This is a genomic window from Hydrogenophaga sp. R2 (assembly GCF_049843595.1).
GTDB lineage: Bacteria > Pseudomonadota > Gammaproteobacteria > Burkholderiales > Burkholderiaceae_C > Hydrogenophaga.
Genome location: NZ_JBBHZN010000004.1, coordinates 174,707 through 189,722, shown reverse-complemented (window position 1 = coordinate 189,722; position 15,016 = coordinate 174,707). Strand labels below are relative to the sequence as shown.

Sequence of the window (15,016 nt, the reverse complement as noted above, 5' to 3'; positions counted from 1 at the left end):
CCCAGGGGCGGGTCATTCCTTGTAGTAGACGACCTGGTGGGTCGTCACCAGCAGCCGGCCCTCGGCATCCCACAGGTGGGCATGCTGGTCGGAGAAGCCGTTGCGGAAGGCGCTGGCACCGCATTCGGCCAGCACCCAGCCGTCACCCACCGCCGACAGATCGGCCGAGCCGGCGTGGAAGTAGACCGTCATGGACACGGTGCCGGCCGGCACGCGGGTGGCGCGGCGCAGCCAGACGCGGGGAAAGAACACGTCGGACAGCGCGGTGAGGCTGGCAAAGTCCAGCGGGCGTGGCGGCTCGTCGCGCACCCACAGCGTGGTGCCGGCCGGGCTTTCGGCACCGTCCCAGTGGCGCGGCAGCGGGCCCTTGGCAAAGCGGATGTCGTAGCGCCCGATCCAGGGCACCGGTGCCTCGGGCCGGCGCGGCAGGGCGGCGGCCGAGAGCACCTGGGGCAGCGGCGCATCGTCCACGCTCCAGGTGGTGCGGCGCGCGGCCGTGATGGCGGTGGCCGTGACCACCACCTCGTCCTGCTGCATGAGGCTCACCGACCAGTGCTGGGTGGAACGGTTGGTGCGCACCGGGTGGGCATGCACCTCGAAGGGGCCGTCGGCCACGGCCGCCGCGAAATTGACGGTGAGTGACAGCGGCTCGCCCAGCCGCTCGGGGTGCTGCAGGATGGCCTGCACCAGGGTGGCGGCGGTGATGCCGCCATAGGGCCCGACCATGTTGGCATAGGCCGGGGAAGTGGCGCCCCGCCAGGCGCCGTTGCCGATGGCCTCCAGGGCCACGGCAGCGTCAAAGGGATGGTTCATGTCGGCGGTTATACCCGCTCGAAGATCCCGGCTGCCCCCTGCCCCATGCCCACGCACATGGTGACCATGCCGTACTTCTTCTGGTGGCGCTTGAGGGCGTGCACCACGGTGGCCGAGCGGATGGCCCCGGTGGCGCCCAGCGGGTGGCCCAGCGCAATGGCGCCGCCCATGGGGTTGACCTTGGCCGGGTCCAGGCCCAGGGTGCCCATCACCGCCAGCGACTGCGCGGCAAAGGCCTCGTTCAGCTCGAACCAGTCGATGTCGTCCTGCTTCAGGCCGGCGTTCTTCAGTGCGGCGGGAATCGCCTCCACCGGGCCGATGCCCATGATGTGCGGCGGCACACCCCGGCTGGCATAGCTGACGAAGCGGGCCAGCGGCGTGAGGTTGTAGCGCTTGAGCGCGGCCTCGCTCACCAGGATGAGGGCGCCGGCACCGTCGCTGGTCTGCGAGCTGTTGCCTGCCGTCACCGAGCCGCGGGCCGCAAACACGGTGCGCAGCTTGGCCAGGCCTTCGAGCGTGGTGTCGGGGCGGGCGCCTTCGTCCAGGCTGACGGTGCGGGTGCGGGTGGACACCTCGGCGGTGTCCAGGTTCACGCTGCGCTCGGTCACTTCCACCGGGGTGATCTCGTCGCCGAACTCGCCGTTCTTCATGGCGATCACGGCGCGCTGGTGGGACTGCAGGGCAAAGGCGTCCTGTGCGTCGCGGCTCACCTTCCACTGCTGCGCCACCTTCTCGGCGGTCAGGCCCATGCCGTAGGCGATGCCGTAGCTCTCGATGTCGTCGGTGCTGCGGAAGATGGTGGGCGACAGGCTGGGGCTGTTGCCCATCATGGGCACCATGCTCATGCTCTCGGTGCCGGCCGCGATCATCACGTCGGCCTCGCCCACGCGGATGCGGTCGGCCGCCATGGCCACGGCCGACAGGCCGGAGGCGCAGAAGCGGTTGACGGTGATGCCGCCCACGCTGTGGGGCAGGCCCGCCAGCACGGCACCCACGCGGGCCACGTTCAGGCCCTGCTGGCCTTCGGGAATGGCGCAGCCGCAGATGATGTCCTCCACCGCCTTGGGGTCGAGGCCGGGCACCTGGGCCATGGCCGAGCGCAGCGCATGGGCCAGCAGCTCGTCGGGGCGCAGGTGGCGGAACGAGCCCTTGTGCGAGCGGCCGATGGGCGTGCGGGTGGCGGCGACGATGTAGGCGTCTTGGATCTGTTTGCTCATGTCGCTTCCTCAGTTGCGGACGGGCTTGCCGGTGTTGAGCATGCCCAGAATGCGCTCTTGCGTTTTCGGGTGGACGATCAGCGCGCAGAAGGCCTGGCGCTCCAGCGTCATCAGGTATTCCTCGCTGACCAGGGTGCCGGGCTCGACGTCACCACCGGTGACCACCCGGGCGATCAGGCTGGCGATGTGGAAGTCGTGCTGGCTGATGAAGCCGCCGTCGCGCATGTTGACCAGCTGGCCCATGATGGTGGCGCGGCCGTCGCGGCCGGCCACCGGGAACAGCCGCTTGTGCGGGGCACGCCAGCCGCTGGCGAACAGGGCGCGGGCTTCGTTGATGGCCACGAACAGCAGTTCGTCCTTGTGCGGCACCACCACGTCGGAGGGCAGCAGGTAGCCCAGCTGGCGCGACTCCAGGGCACTGGTGCCCACCTTGGCCATGGCGGCGGCGGTGAAGCCTTCGGTCAGGAAAGGCAGCAGGTCCTTGCCCGTGGAGGCCTCGGCGTTCTCGGCAGCGCGGCGTGCGATGTAGGTCAGGCCGCCGGCGCCCGGCACCAGACCCACGCCCACTTCGACCAGACCGATGTAGCTCTCCATGTGGGCCACGCGGCGGGCGCTGTGCACCGCCAGCTCGCAGCCGCCCCCCAGGGCCAGACCCCGGATGGCCGAGACCACCGGCACGTTGGCGTAGCGCAGGCGCAGCATCATCTGCTGCATGAAGCCTTCGGCCTCTTCGATGGCGGACACGCCCACGGCCATGAAGGCCGGCAGCATGGCCTGCAGGTCGGCACCGGCGCTGAAGGGCTCGTCGCCCGACCAGATCACCAGGCCCTGGTAACGCTGCTCGGCCAGGTCCACCGCGGCCATCAGGCCCTCGCACACCTCGGGGCTGATGGCGTGCATCTTGGTCTTGATGCTGGCGATCAGCACCTCGTTGTCCAGTGTCCAGACGCGCAGGCTGTCGTTCTCCTCCAGCGTGGTGCCGGCGGTGCGGTAGTCCAGCCCGCCCTCGCCCAGCAGGCGCTCGGGGAAGTGCTGGCGGGCATGCACCGGCAGCACGCGGCGCGGCTCGAACACGCCCTTGGCCGGGTTCCACGAGCCCTGCGGCGTGTGCACGCCACCGGCCTCGGCCACGGGTCCCTTGAACACCCACTCGGGCAGCGGTGCCCGGCACAGCGCACGGCCGGCGTCGATGTCCTCCTGGATCATCTTCGCCACCTCCAGCCAGCCGGCTTCCTGCCACAGCTCGAAGGGGCCCTGCTTCATGCCGAAGCCCCAGCGCATGGCCTGGTCCACGTCGCGCGCCGTCTCGGCAATGGTGGCCAGGTGCACGGCGGCGTAGTGGAAGCTGTTGCGCAGGATGGCCCACAGGAACTTGCCTTGTGCGCCTTCGGCGTTGCGCAGCAGGCGCAGGCGCTCGGCGGCCGGCTTCTTGAGCATGCGGCCGTACACCTCGTCGGCCTTCTGGCCGGCGGGCACGTATTCGCCGCTGTCCAGCTCGAAGCGCATCACGTCGCGGCCGACCTTCTTGTAGAAGCCGGCCTTGGTCTTCTGACCCAGGTTCCCGGCGTCCAGCAGGGCCTTGAGCACCGGCGGGGTGCCGAAGCTGCCGTAGAACGGATCGGTGGCCTCGCTCAGGTTGTCCTGCAGCGTCTTGATGACGTGGGCCATGGTGTCCAGGCCCACCACGTCGGCGGTGCGGAAGGTGCCCGAGCTCGCACGGCCCAGGCGCTTGCCGGTGAGGTCGTCCACCACATCGAAGCTCAGGCCGAAGTTCTCGACCTCCTTCATGGTGGAGAGCATGCCGGCAATGCCGATGCGGTTGGCCACGAAGTTGGGCGTGTCCTTGGCCCGCACCACGCCCTTGCCCAGGCCGGTGGTGACGAAGGTCTCCAGGTCGTCCAGGATCTGCGGCTGCGTGGTGGGCGTGGCGATCAGCTCCACCAGCGTCATGTAGCGCGGCGGGTTGAAGAAGTGGATGCCGCAGAAGCGCGGTTTGATCGACTCCGGCAGCGCCTCGGAGAGTTTCGTGATCGACAGGCCCGAGGTGTTGGACGCCACGATGGCGTGCTCGGCCACGAAGGGCGCGATCTTCTTGTAGAGGTCGAGCTTCCAGTCCATGCGCTCGGCGATGGCCTCGATGATCAGGTCGCAGTCGCGCAGCTGATCCATGTGCTCTTCGTAGTTGGCCTGGCCGATCAGGTCGGCATCGCGGGCCACGCCCAGCGGCGAGGGCTTGAGCTTCTTCAGGCCTTCCACCGCGCGGGTGACGATGCCGTTCTTGGGGCCTTCCTTGGCCGGCAGGTCGAACAGCACCACCGGGACCTTGACGTTGACCAGGTGCGCAGCGATCTGCGCGCCCATCACGCCGGCGCCGAGCACGGCGACTTTCCTGACATTGAATCGGTTCATGGGTTTTCCAGAAGGGAATGGGGGGCGGTCACTGGACGCGCTGCCAGGTCTGCGTGCGGTAGAAGGGGCCGAGGTAGCCGCGCATCTCCAGCTGCTGACCGCCGTTCACCGGCTTGAGCCGGTTGCGGTAGACCTTGCCGTTGTTGGGATCGACGATGGTGCCGCCCTCGTAAATGGACGGATCGCTGCTGCTCTGGCGCACGCCGCGCAGGATGTTCATGCCCAGCACCGGCTGGTCCTTGCGGTCGTCGGTGCACTTGTCGCACACCGCCTTGGGGTCGGTGGCGGGATCGAGCAGGCGCTCGATGTGGCCCACGAAGACACCGTCCTTTTCGGTGATGCGCACCAGCGATTTCTCCTTGCCGGAGTCGTCGTCGATGGTCTTCCAGAGCCCGACCGGGGTCATCTGCGCGGACGCAGACACACCGGCCAGGGTCAGCAGCGCAGCCAGGGCAGCAGAGGCGACCGTCTTCATGGCGATCAGGCCAGGGCCTCGTCGGTGTTCATGAGCACGGCAGCGCCGGCGCGGGCGGTGCGCATGAGCGTGGCGGTCTCGGGGAACAGCTTGGCGAAGTAGAAGCGCGCGGTCTGCAGCTTGGCGGTGTAGAACGGGTCGGTGCTGCCGGCCGCGATCTTCTGCAGGGCCTCGCGGGCCATCAGCGCCCAGAAGTAGCCGAACACCAGGTGGCCGGCCACCCGCAGGTAGGGTACGGCGGCGGCGCCGGCCTCGTCGGGGTTCTGCAGCGCCTTGAAGCCGATCTCGGTGGTGAACTTGGTCATCTGTTCACCCAGGTAGGCCACCGGGTTGATGAACTCGGCCATCTTCTCGTTGACGCCCTCTTCCTCCACCAGACGGCCCACCAGCTTGCCGAACTTGCGCAGGGTGGCGCCGTTGTTGCCCAGCACCTTGCGGCCCAGCAGGTCCAGCGACTGGATGGTGTTGGTGCCCTCGTAGATCATGTTGATGCGGGCATCGCGCACGAACTGCTCCATGCCCCATTCCTTGATGTAGCCGTGACCGCCGAACACCTGCTGGCATTCGGTGGCGGCCAGGTAGCCGTTGTCGGTGAGGAAGGCCTTGGAGATGGGGGTCAGCAGCGACAGCATCTCGTCGCTGTCCTTGCGCACCTTCTCGTCCGGGTGGCCGTGCACCTTCTCCAGCAGCACCGAGCAGAACAGCGCCAGGGCGCGGCCGCCTTCGGCATAGGCCTTGGCGGTCAGCAGCATGCGGCGCACGTCGGGGTGCACGATGATCGGATCGGCCGGCTTGTCCTTGGCCTTGGGGCCGGAGAGGCTGCGCATCTGGATGCGGTCCTTGGCATAGGCCAGGGCGTTCTGGTAGGCCACCTCGGTCAGGCCCAGCGACTGGTTGCCCACGCCCAGGCGGGCCGCGTTCATCATCACGAACATGCCCTGCATGCCCTTGTTGGGCTGGCCGACCATGGTGCCCACAGCGCCATCGAGCACCATCTGGCAGGTGGCGTTGCCGTGGATGCCCATCTTGTGCTCCAGGCCGCCGCAGTAGATGCCGTTGCGCGCGCCCAGGCTGCCGTCCTGGTTGACCAGGAACTTGGGCACCACGAACAGGCTGATGCCCTTGATGCCGGGAGGCGCGTCGGGCAGGCGGGCCAGCACCAGGTGGACGATGTTCTCGGCCATGTCGTGTTCACCGGCGCTGATGAAGATCTTGTTGCCGGTGAGCTTGTACGTGCCGTCGGGTTGCGGCTCGGCCTTGGTGCGCATCAGGCCCAGGTCGGTGCCGCAGTGGGGTTCGGTCAGGCACATGGTGCCGGTCCATTCGCCGCTGACCATCTTGGCCAGGTACGTGGCCTTCTGCTCGTCGGTGCCGTGGGTGTGCAGCGAGGCATAGGCGCCGTGGGTCAGGCCGGGGTACATGGTCCAGGCCTGGTTGGCCGAGTTCATCATCTCGTACAGGCACTGGTTGACCGCCAGCGGCAGGCCCTGGCCGCCGTACTCGGGGTCGGAGCTGAGTGCAGCCCAGCCGCCCTCGACGTACTGCTTGTACGCCTCCTTGAAGCCCTTGGGGGTGGTGACCTCGTGGGTCTTGGGATCGAGCTTGCAGCCTTCGGTGTCGCCGCTGATGTTGAGCGGGAAGATGACCTGGCTGGCGAACTTGCCGGCCTCTTCGAGCACGGCGTTGATGGTGTCCACGTCGATCTCGGCATGGGCCGGCATCTCGCGGAAGGTGTCGGTGACCTTGAGCACTTCGTGCATCACAAACTGCATGTCGCGCAGAGGCGGGTTGTAGACGGGCATGGGGGACTCCTTGCTGGGGTTTGTGAAACGGAAAAGGGATCAGCGCGGGCGGGCGGGGGCCACGGCAGGCGCTGCGGACTGGTTGCGGGCCAGGATGCTCTCGAAGGCGGTGACCGCGCGGGTGAGGGACTCCGGGCTGTGCAGGAAACGGGCTTCGTAGTGCAGGGCCAGGATCAGCGCATGCACCTCGAACGCCACCTGCCCGGCGTCGGTGCCCGGGGCCAGATGGCCTTCGGCCACGGCGATGTCGATGGCGCGCCGCATGGCGGCCAGCCAGGTGTTGACCGAGCCGGCCAGGGCATCGCGCACCGGGCCGGTCCGGTCGTGGAACTCGACCGCGCCGCTGATGTAGATGCAGCCCGAGTCGATCTCGACCGAGGTGCGCTTCATCCAGTTGGCGAACAGGGCGCGCAGGCGCGGCAGGCCGCGCGGCTGCGCCATGGCGGGGTAGAACACCTCGTCTTCAAAGCGGGTGTGGTACTCGCGGATCACAGAGATCTGCAGCTCCTCGCGCGAGCCGAAGTGGGCGAACACGCCCGACTTGCTCATCTGCATCACCTCGGCCAGGGCGCCGATGGACAGGCCTTCCAGGCCGATCTGCGTGGCCAGGCCGAGCGCCGCATCGACGATGGCGGCCTTGGTCTGCAGGCCTTTCTGCAGCGGACGCGACCCTTCCACGGCGGCATCGCGCGGACGGCGGGTGCGGGACGAAGGGGTGGTGGACATGGTGCGGCGTAGAAATCGAACGGTCGTTCTATTTTTACCGCAATTCGGTGACGGTGCACCGACACCCGGGCCATTTGCCCGGGATTGTTTAGGCGGGCGGCTCTAAACCGAGGGTTAACCCGAACGCTCTTCGGCCAGGGCTGGCACCTCACGCACCGCCTCGCCAGCGATGGCCCAGATGCGGTCGCCCGCCCGGGCATCGATGGGGTGCATGCCGGTGAAGTCGCCGAAGGCCGGCAGCACACCGACCGGGCGGGATGCCGCATCGCCCAACCAGAAACACGGCAGCCGCAACCGCTGCCGGGCCGGCCCGCGCAGCACGGTGCAGGGATGCCAGTGACCGGCCAGGGTGTAGGCGCCAGGCACCGGCTGCGGCTCGTGGCACAGGGCCCAGGGGCCGACCCGCCAGGGCTCGTCGTGCAGCACCACGCCCCAGTGGGCCGGCGGATCGCCGGCGGCGGCATCGTGGTTGCCCCGCACCAGGTGGACGCTCAGGCCCGGCACGGCGGCATGCGAGCGCATGGCCTGCAGCGCAGCCTGCACCGCATCGAGCATGACCGGGCTGCGCCCGCGCGCGGCGTGCAGCAGGTCGCCCAGCACCACCAGGCGGACCGGGCCGGGGACCTGCAGACCAGATGGCAGACGGACCACGTCGGCCAGCAGATCGTCCAGTTGTTTCAGCGTGGCGCCGGTGGTCGCTTCGGGCACCGGTACACCGAGCCGGCGAAAACTGGCCGCCTTGCCGAAGTGCAGGTCGGCCACCAGCAGGGCTGCCTCGTCGGGCAGCCAGGCCGCACCCGAGGGATGCAGCGCCAGCCGCAACCCCGGGGCCAGCGTGACCGGCCGCCAGGGCATGGTGGCCGTCAGGACCGTGGGCCCGGCAGCAGCAGGGCCAGGGCGTGGTCCAGACCTTCGCCCGGGCTGCGGCGGAAACCGCTGCGGGCAAAGCGCTGCAGGCGCCCCACACAGAAGGCGGTGATGACCGAGGCATCGCCCTGGGCGTCCGCCGTGGGCGACACCGCGCCGCTGGCGGCCGCGGCCTCGCGCAGGTCCTGCTTGAGAGCGGATTCGATCTTGTCGAAGAACAGGTTCATGCGCTGCTGCAGACGTTCGTTCTCGAACACCAGGGCGTCGCCCACCATGACGCGGGTCATGCCCGGGTTCTTCTCGCCGAACTGCAGCAGCAGGGCCACCAGCTTGCGGCAGCGGGTGCGGGGGTCGGATTCGCGCTCGGCCAGCTGGCCGATGAGGCCGAAGACCGACTGCTCGATGAATTCGATCAGGCCCTCGAACATCTGGGCCTTGCTGGCGAAGTGGCGGTAGAGCGCGGCCTCGCTCACGTCCAGGCGGGCCGCCAGCGCGGCGGTGGTGACCCGTTCGGCACCCGGCTGTTCGAGCATGGTGGCCAGGGCCTGCAGGATCTGCACCCGGCGCTCACCGGGGCGGGGCCGCTTGCGGCCGGCCGGCGGGGCATCGGCCTCGGCATCGACGGGAGCTGGAGACTCGGACGGCAGGGATGTCATGGCAGGAGATCCGTGGAGGCCTGGGCCGGTGCGCGGATTCTCGCACAGCCCGATACATCCGCTTACCCCCGGACACCAGCGTGGCTGCGGCGCCCGGGGCTAGTGGGTGGCCGCATTCAGCAGGATGCGGATGCGCAGTCCGCGCCCCTGGGCACCGGTGCCGAACTCCAGCCGGGTCTGGTGCACGCGGGCAATGCTGTCGGCAATGGCCAGGCCCAGGCCGTTGCCCTCGCCCACCGTGCCCGGCACCCGGTAGAAGCGCTGCAGCACCCGCTCGTGCTCCTGGGGCGGAATGCCCGGGCCGTCGTCCTCCACCTCGACCCAGGTGAAGGCCGGCGGACCCGCGTCGTGGCCGCAGCGCAGGGTGACGCGACCGCCCGAAGGCGTGTACTTGACCGCGTTGTCCACCAGGTTCATGAGCAGTTCGCGCAGCAGCCAGGCATGTCCCAGGGTGCGGGCGGGCTGCACCTCCAGGCCCAGGTCGAGGCCGCGTTCGGTGGCGGCGTCCAGGTGCACGTCCAGCGCGGTCTCGCACAGCTCGACCAGATCGACCTGCTGCCGGGCATGGCTCTCGCCGGCCAGGGTGTCGGCGCGCGACAGGGCCAGCAACTGGTTGGCCAGCTGCGAGGTGCGCCGGGTGGCCGCGCGCAGCCGCAGCACCTGCTCGGCCCGCAGGGTGAGCAGATCGCCGTTGCCCAGGCTGCGGGCGCCCTGGGCCCAGGCCTCCACCTGGGCCTGCAGGCCGGCCAGCGGCGTGCGCAACTGGTGGGCGGCATCGGCGACGAAGCGCCGCTGGGCATCGGTCTGTGCATCCACCAGCGCCAGCAGGCGGTTGAGCGAATCCACCAGCGGGCGGACTTCGGCCGGCGAGGCACCGGCGTCGAAAGGCCGAAGATCACCGGGGGAACGGCTCTCCACCTCGCGTTTGAGATCGATCAGGGGCTGCAGCGCCCGGGCCACCCCCCAGACGACGGCCGCCGCCGCCACCAGGAACAGCAGCAGGTTGGGCAGCAGCACGCGGGTGAGCACGTCGCGCAGCCAGTGCTGGCGCGGGTCGGTGCCGTCGGCCAGCATGACCACCAGTTCCCCGGCATCGGTCTGCACCCGCTGGGCCACCAGGCGGTAGGTGACGCCGCCCTCGACCACGCTGAGGAATTCGGCGTTGTCGGTGGTGGGCAGCACGGTGGGGAGCCAGCGTTCGCCCAGCAGCAAGGCCCCCTGCGCATCCAGCACGCCCAGCGTGGCGGCACCCTGGCTGTCCTGCAGGAACTCCAGCAGCGACGGCGCCAGCAGCAGCGACAGACCCGGCTGCTGGATCAGGTCATCGGCATCGGGCACCACCAGGGGCGCGGCGGCTGCCCGGGGGCCGACGATCTGTGCCTTGACCACCGAATCGGCCAGCAGCGGCACCAGGCGCTGCAGGCGCAGGTCCTGCTGCAGGGCCGCGGTGCCGGCGGCCTGGTAGTTGATGGCCACGCTGATGCCCGCGATCAGCGCGATGGTGGCCAGCAGCAGCACCAGCAGACGGCGCTGCAGGCCGCCGATCACGCCGCTGGAGAAGACCGACTCAAGCAGCCGGGGCACTTTCAGCGCCATCGCCGGCGGCCTTGATTTCAAGCCGGTAGCCGAAGCCCCGGATGGCCCGCAGCGCAATGCCGGCCGGCTCCAGCTTGGCGCGCAGCCGGGACACATACACCTCGATGGCGTTGGGGGTGATCTCCTTGTCCCAGCCGGTGAGCGCCAGCAGCAGCTTGTCCTTGGCGGCAGGCTTGGGCGCCTGCAGCAGCAGGTACTCCAGCACCGACCACTCGCGCGGGCCGACGTCGAGCGTCTGGCCGGCCAGCAGCAGGCGCCGGTGTGCGGTGTCCATCTCCAGCGGGCCGAAGCTCAGCACCGCCGAGGTGGCGGCCTGGGAGCGCCGCAGCAAGGCCCGCAGGCGGGCCAGCAGTTCGGGCAGCTCGAAGGGCTTGACCATGTAGTCGTCGGCCCCGATGTCCAGGCCCTGCACCCGGTCGTGCAGCGCGTCGCGGGCCGTGAGGATGAGCACCGGCATGGCCTGGCCCTGGCTGCGGATGCGGCGGGTGAGCTCCAGCCCGTCCATGCCGGGCAGGCCGATGTCGACGATGGCGGCATCGAAACTCTCCGATTCCAGGGCCTGCTCGGCGCGTTCGGCACTGCCCACCCAGTCCACCGAATAGCCGGCGTCGCACAGCCCCAGCTTCATGCCGCTGGCGACCATCACATCGTCTTCGACCAGCAGCAGTCTCATCGCTTGATCATGGTGCCGAAGGGCTCGTTGCCCAGCACTTCCAGCAGGAGCGCGTGGGGCACACGGCCGTCGATGATGTGCACCGCATTCACGCCGCTCTTGGCGGCATCCAGCGCGCCGGCGATCTTGGGGATCATGCCGCCGGAGATGGTGCCGTCGTCCACCAGCTCGTCGATGCGGCGCGGGGTGAGTTCGGACAGCAGCTGGCCGTCCTTGTCGAGCACGCCGCGGATGTTGGTGAGCATGAGCAGCTTTTCGGCCTGCAGCACGGTGGCCAGCTTGGCCGCCACCACGTCGGCGTTGATGTTGTAGCTCTCGTTCTGGTCGCCGAAGCCGATGGGGCTGACCACCGGGATGAACTGGTCGTCCTGCAGCGCCTTCACCACCGCCGGGTCGATGCCGACGATGTCGCCCACCTGGCCCACGTCGTGTTCGCGCGAGGGGTCCCTGGTGTCGGTCAGGCGCAGCTTGCGGGCATGGATCATGGCGCCATCCCTGCCGGTCAGGCCGACCGCCTTGCCGCCGGCCTGGTTGATCAGGCCCACGATGTCCTGCTGCACTTCGCCGGCCAGCACCCACTCGACCACTTCCATGGTCTCGGGGTCGGTCACGCGCATGCCCTGGATGAACTCGCCCTTCTTGCCCAGGCGCTGCAGCAGGGTCTCGATCTGCGGACCGCCGCCGTGCACCACCACCGGGTTGATGCCCACCAGCTTGAGCAGCACCACGTCTTCGGCGAACGCGGCCTGCAGGGCCGGATCGGTCATGGCATTGCCGCCGTACTTGATGACCATGGTGCGGCCGTGGTACTTGCGGATGTACGGCAGGGCCTGGGCGAGCACGCCCGCACGGTCGAGCGGGGACAGGGGTTGGGCGGTGGTGTCGGACATGGGCGGGCGGGGGGGATGGGTTGAAGCAGCCCCCGATTTTAGGGACGCCTCCCCACCCTGCCCCGCCGCAGGTCCGGCGCGGGGCTCAGAAATGGATGCCGCGCATCATCTGCTGCATGGCAATCGCCTCGGGCGAGAGCTGGGGCTTGGCGCCCTTGTCGCCCTTGGCGGCCGACGAGTCCGGGAACATGCGGAAGCTGGTGTTCATGACGATCTGCGCCACACGCGGCACCAGCGCATGCATGACCTGCCCGGTGATGCCCAGGCGGGTGGCGATGCGCACCGGCCGGAAGATGCAGGCCTGGGCGATCATGTCGGCCGCTTCTTCCGGGGCCAGCGTGGGCACGTTCTTGTAGATCTGGGTCGGCGCGATCATGGGCGTGCGCACCAGCGGCATGTTGATGGTGGTGAAGGTCACGCCCTGGTCGGCGAACTCGCTGGAGGCGCAGCGGGTCCAGGCGTCGAGTGCGGCCTTGCTGGCCACATAGGCCGAGAAGCGCGGGGCATTGGTCAGCACGCCGATGGAGCTGATGTTGACGATGTGGCCGCGCTTCTTGGCCACCATGCCCGGGAGCAGGCCCATGGTCACCCGCAGGCAGCCGAAGTAGTTGAGCTGCATGGTGCGCTCGAAGTCGTGAAAGCGGTCGTAGCTGCTTTCGATGGCGCGGCGGATGGAGCGGCCAGCGTTGTTGATCAGGTAGTCCACGCCGCCGTGGTTCTGGATCAGCAGCTGCACGAAGCGGTCGCAGTCGGCCATGTCGGCGATGTCGGCCGGGTAGGCCACGAAGGCGTAGCCCTTGGCCTTGGCCTCGGCACAGGCTTCATCGAGCTTGTCCTGGTCGCGGCCGCAGATGATGGTGGTGGCGCCGGCCTCGGCAAACTTGTGCGCCGCCGCCAGGCCGATGCCCGAGCTGCCACCGGTCACCAGCACCACCTTGCCGGCCACCGTGCCGCGCAGGCTGCGGTCGATGTGCAGGTCGGGGTCGAGGTGGCGTTCCCAGTAGTCCCACAGGCGCCAGGCGTAGTCGCGCAGGTTGGGGCATTCGATGCCGCTGCCCTTGAGCGCGGCCAGCGTCTGGCGGCAGTCGAAGCGGGTCGGGTAGTTCACGAAGGTCATCATGTCCTCGGGCAGCCCGAGGTCCTGCATGACGGCGCGGTAGACCCGGCGCACCGGGGCCAGGGCCATCAGGCCCTTCTTCACGCTCTTGGGGATGAAGCCCAGCAGCGCCGCATTGACGAACAGGTTCATCTTGGGCGCGTGCGCGGCCCGGCTCAGGATGTCCAGCACGTCGCCCACGCGGTAACCCACCGGGTCGACCAGGTGGAAACATTCGCCACCGGCGCGCTGGCCGTGGCTGATGTGGTCGAGCGCGGCCACCACGAAGTCCACCGGCACGATGTTGATGCGCCCGCCCTCCAGGCCCACGCTGGGCATCCACGGCGGCAGGATCTGGCGGATGCGCTGGATCAGCTTGAAGAAGTAGTAGGGCCCGTCGATCTTGTCCATCTCGCCGGTGCGGCTGTCGCCCACCACGGCGGCGGGGCGGTACACCGTCCAGGGCTGTTTGCACTCCTTGCGCACGATCTTCTCGCTCTCGTGCTTGGTCATGAAGTACGGGTGGTCGATGTTCTCGGCCTCCTCGAACATGTCCTCGCGGAACACGCCCTCGTACAGGCCGGCCGCCGCGATCGACGACACGTGGTGCACATACCCGGCCGTGATGGCGCGGGCGAACTCCACCATGTTTCGGGTGCCGTCGATGTTGACCTTGACCTGGCTCTCTTCATCGGCCTCCAGGTCGTACACCGCGGCCAGGTGGTAGAGGTGGTCGATCTGGCCCTTGAGCGCGCGGATGTCGTCCGCCGACACGCCCAGCTTCTTCTCGGTCAGGTCGCCGAACACCGGCACCGCGCGGCTGGGCCCCACGCCCCAGAACTCGCGCAGCTGGGCCACCTTGCCCTCGCTCTCGCGCCGGATCAGGAAATGCACCACCGCGCCCTTGCGCTGCAACAACCGGGCAACCAGCCGTTTGCCGATGAAGCCGGTGGCACCGGTGACGAAGTAATGCATGGGGAATCTCCTGTGTCGGGTTTCGTGTGGCGGGAACGCCGCCGATTCTGTCGTGCGGGCATCGGCTTGCGATTCCGAACAAACCCGTGGCAGGGCGCCACAGCGGCGGTTTTAGTCAGCCTTCCCTACACAGCCCCCGCCGTGCCGGCCACCATGCGGCTTTCCGCCGTGGCCCGGCCACGCCCCCACCCTCGACTCAGGAGAGCACCATGGTCAAGAAGGTCAGCAAGAGCAGCAACGCATCGTCCACCGCCGCCAAGGCATCGAGCCAGTCGGCCCTGTCCGGCGCCATCAAGGACTCGGCCCAGCAGATCTGGCTGGCTGGTCTGGGCGCCTTCTCCAAGGCCCAGGCCGAAGGCGGCAAGGCCTTCGAGGTGCTGGTCAAGGAAGGCCTGTCGATCCAGCGCAAGACCCAGGCCGTGGCCGAGGAGCGCATCTCGGAAGCCACCAGCCGCGTCAGCAGCATGGCCAACGACATCTCGTCCAAGGCCGCCGGCAAGTGGGACAAGCTGGAGTCGCTGTTCGAAGAGCGCGTGGCCAAGGCCCTGGGCACCCTGGGTGTGCCGACCGCCCGCGACATCGAGGCCCTGATGGCCCGCATCGACGAGCTCAATGCCCACGTGGCCCAGCTCACCGGCACCAGCCCGGCCCGCAAGCGCGCTCCGGCCAAGGCAGCCCCGAAAGCCGCTGCCAAGCCTGCTGCCAAAGCCGCTGCGAAGCCCGCTGCGAAGGCCCCGGCCCGCAAACGCGCTGCGGCCAAGTCCGCCGCCAAGGCCACCCCGGCGGCCTGAGCGGCCCGGCGGCGGGGCTGACCCCCGGAT

The 15,016-nt window shown here is 69.1% G+C and carries 13 protein-coding genes; 1 reads left to right on the top strand and 12 read right to left on the bottom strand.

The features are described 5' to 3' along the window. Positions 1-12 precede the first annotated feature (12 nt). The 12 genes from WD026_RS14285 to WD026_RS14230 all read right to left on the bottom strand — a co-directional run bounded on the left by WD026_RS14285 (position 13) and on the right by WD026_RS14230 (position 14,195). Positions 13-813 (bottom strand): acyl-CoA thioesterase, encoded by an 801-nt coding sequence (locus tag WD026_RS14285; RefSeq protein ID WP_425724329.1) that lies wholly within the window; start codon positions 811-813, stop codon positions 13-15. Positions 814-821: 8 nt separating this feature from the next. Next, positions 822-2,030, bottom strand: coding sequence for an acetyl-CoA C-acyltransferase (locus WD026_RS14280; RefSeq protein WP_425724328.1), 1,209 nt, complete (start codon positions 2,028-2,030; stop codon positions 822-824). A 9-nt stretch (positions 2,031-2,039) separates the two neighbouring features. Next, the gene (locus WD026_RS14275; RefSeq protein ID WP_425724327.1) at positions 2,040-4,439 is read right to left on the bottom strand and encodes a 3-hydroxyacyl-CoA dehydrogenase NAD-binding domain-containing protein; all 2,400 of its coding nucleotides are present in this window, start codon (positions 4,437-4,439) and stop codon (positions 2,040-2,042) included. A 28-nt stretch (positions 4,440-4,467) separates the two neighbouring features. Then, entirely contained in the window at positions 4,468-4,914 is a 447-nt protein-coding gene (locus WD026_RS14270; protein WP_425724326.1) for a DUF2147 domain-containing protein, read from the bottom strand. Between the two features lie 5 nt (positions 4,915-4,919). Then, entirely contained in the window at positions 4,920-6,716 is a 1,797-nt protein-coding gene (locus WD026_RS14265) for an acyl-CoA dehydrogenase C-terminal domain-containing protein (RefSeq protein ID WP_425724325.1), read from the bottom strand. Positions 6,717-6,755: 39 nt separating this feature from the next. After that, positions 6,756-7,442 (bottom strand): TetR/AcrR family transcriptional regulator, encoded by a 687-nt coding sequence (locus WD026_RS14260; protein ID WP_425724324.1) that lies wholly within the window; start codon positions 7,440-7,442, stop codon positions 6,756-6,758. A 114-nt stretch (positions 7,443-7,556) separates the two neighbouring features. Next, a complete protein-coding gene (gene pdeM, locus WD026_RS14255) occupies positions 7,557-8,297 on the bottom strand; it encodes a ligase-associated DNA damage response endonuclease PdeM (protein WP_425724323.1) in 741 nt (246 codons plus the stop codon). A gap of 8 nt (positions 8,298-8,305) precedes the next feature. Continuing rightward, the gene (slmA, locus tag WD026_RS14250; RefSeq protein WP_425724322.1) at positions 8,306-8,965 is read right to left on the bottom strand and encodes a nucleoid occlusion factor SlmA; all 660 of its coding nucleotides are present in this window, start codon (positions 8,963-8,965) and stop codon (positions 8,306-8,308) included. Positions 8,966-9,064: 99 nt separating this feature from the next. Beyond that, positions 9,065-10,561 (bottom strand): ATP-binding protein, encoded by a 1,497-nt coding sequence (locus tag WD026_RS14245; RefSeq protein ID WP_425724321.1) that lies wholly within the window; start codon positions 10,559-10,561, stop codon positions 9,065-9,067. Beyond that, a complete protein-coding gene (locus WD026_RS14240) occupies positions 10,533-11,234 on the bottom strand; it encodes a response regulator (protein WP_425724320.1) in 702 nt (233 codons plus the stop codon). Before WD026_RS14240 ends, WD026_RS14245 begins: the two co-directional genes overlap by 29 nt. After that, complete coding sequence (gene argB, locus WD026_RS14235; RefSeq protein WP_425724319.1) at positions 11,231-12,124, bottom strand: acetylglutamate kinase; 894 nt, start codon at positions 12,122-12,124, stop codon at positions 11,231-11,233. The genes WD026_RS14240 and argB overlap by 4 nt, the downstream gene beginning before the upstream one ends. Positions 12,125-12,209: 85 nt before the next feature. Further along, positions 12,210-14,195: an SDR family oxidoreductase gene (locus WD026_RS14230; protein ID WP_425724318.1), complete on the bottom strand. Its 1,986-nt coding sequence runs from the start codon at positions 14,193-14,195 to the stop codon at positions 12,210-12,212. 209 nt (positions 14,196-14,404) lie between these two features. Between WD026_RS14230 and WD026_RS14225 the strand changes: the two genes are divergently transcribed. Beyond that, positions 14,405-14,986, top strand: coding sequence for a phasin family protein (locus tag WD026_RS14225; RefSeq protein ID WP_425724317.1), 582 nt, complete (start codon positions 14,405-14,407; stop codon positions 14,984-14,986). Positions 14,987-15,016 lie beyond the last annotated feature (30 nt).

What these genes read in the sequence shown, in the direction of transcription:
- WD026_RS14280 (WP_425724328.1), bottom strand. Translation starts at nt 2,030, where the DNA reads ATGAGCAAACAGATCCAAGACGCCTACATCGTCGCCGCCACCCGCACG.
- slmA (WP_425724322.1), bottom strand. Translation starts at nt 8,965, where the DNA reads ATGACATCCCTGCCGTCCGAGTCTCCAGCTCCCGTCGATGCCGAGGCC.
- argB (WP_425724319.1), bottom strand. Translation starts at nt 12,124, where the DNA reads ATGTCCGACACCACCGCCCAACCCCTGTCCCCGCTCGACCGTGCGGGC.
- WD026_RS14265 (WP_425724325.1), bottom strand. Translation starts at nt 6,716, where the DNA reads ATGCCCGTCTACAACCCGCCTCTGCGCGACATGCAGTTTGTGATGCAC.
- pdeM (WP_425724323.1), bottom strand. Translation starts at nt 8,297, where the DNA reads ATGCCCTGGCGGCCGGTCACGCTGGCCCCGGGGTTGCGGCTGGCGCTG.
- WD026_RS14225 (WP_425724317.1), top strand. Translation starts at nt 14,405, where the DNA reads ATGGTCAAGAAGGTCAGCAAGAGCAGCAACGCATCGTCCACCGCCGCC.
- WD026_RS14240 (WP_425724320.1), bottom strand. Translation starts at nt 11,234, where the DNA reads ATGAGACTGCTGCTGGTCGAAGACGATGTGATGGTCGCCAGCGGCATG.
- WD026_RS14260 (WP_425724324.1), bottom strand. Translation starts at nt 7,442, where the DNA reads ATGTCCACCACCCCTTCGTCCCGCACCCGCCGTCCGCGCGATGCCGCC.
- WD026_RS14245 (WP_425724321.1), bottom strand. Translation starts at nt 10,561, where the DNA reads ATGGCGCTGAAAGTGCCCCGGCTGCTTGAGTCGGTCTTCTCCAGCGGC.
- WD026_RS14230 (WP_425724318.1), bottom strand. Translation starts at nt 14,195, where the DNA reads ATGCATTACTTCGTCACCGGTGCCACCGGCTTCATCGGCAAACGGCTG.
- WD026_RS14285 (WP_425724329.1), bottom strand. Translation starts at nt 813, where the DNA reads ATGAACCATCCCTTTGACGCTGCCGTGGCCCTGGAGGCCATCGGCAAC.
- WD026_RS14275 (WP_425724327.1), bottom strand. Translation starts at nt 4,439, where the DNA reads ATGAACCGATTCAATGTCAGGAAAGTCGCCGTGCTCGGCGCCGGCGTG.
- WD026_RS14270 (WP_425724326.1), bottom strand. Translation starts at nt 4,914, where the DNA reads ATGAAGACGGTCGCCTCTGCTGCCCTGGCTGCGCTGCTGACCCTGGCC.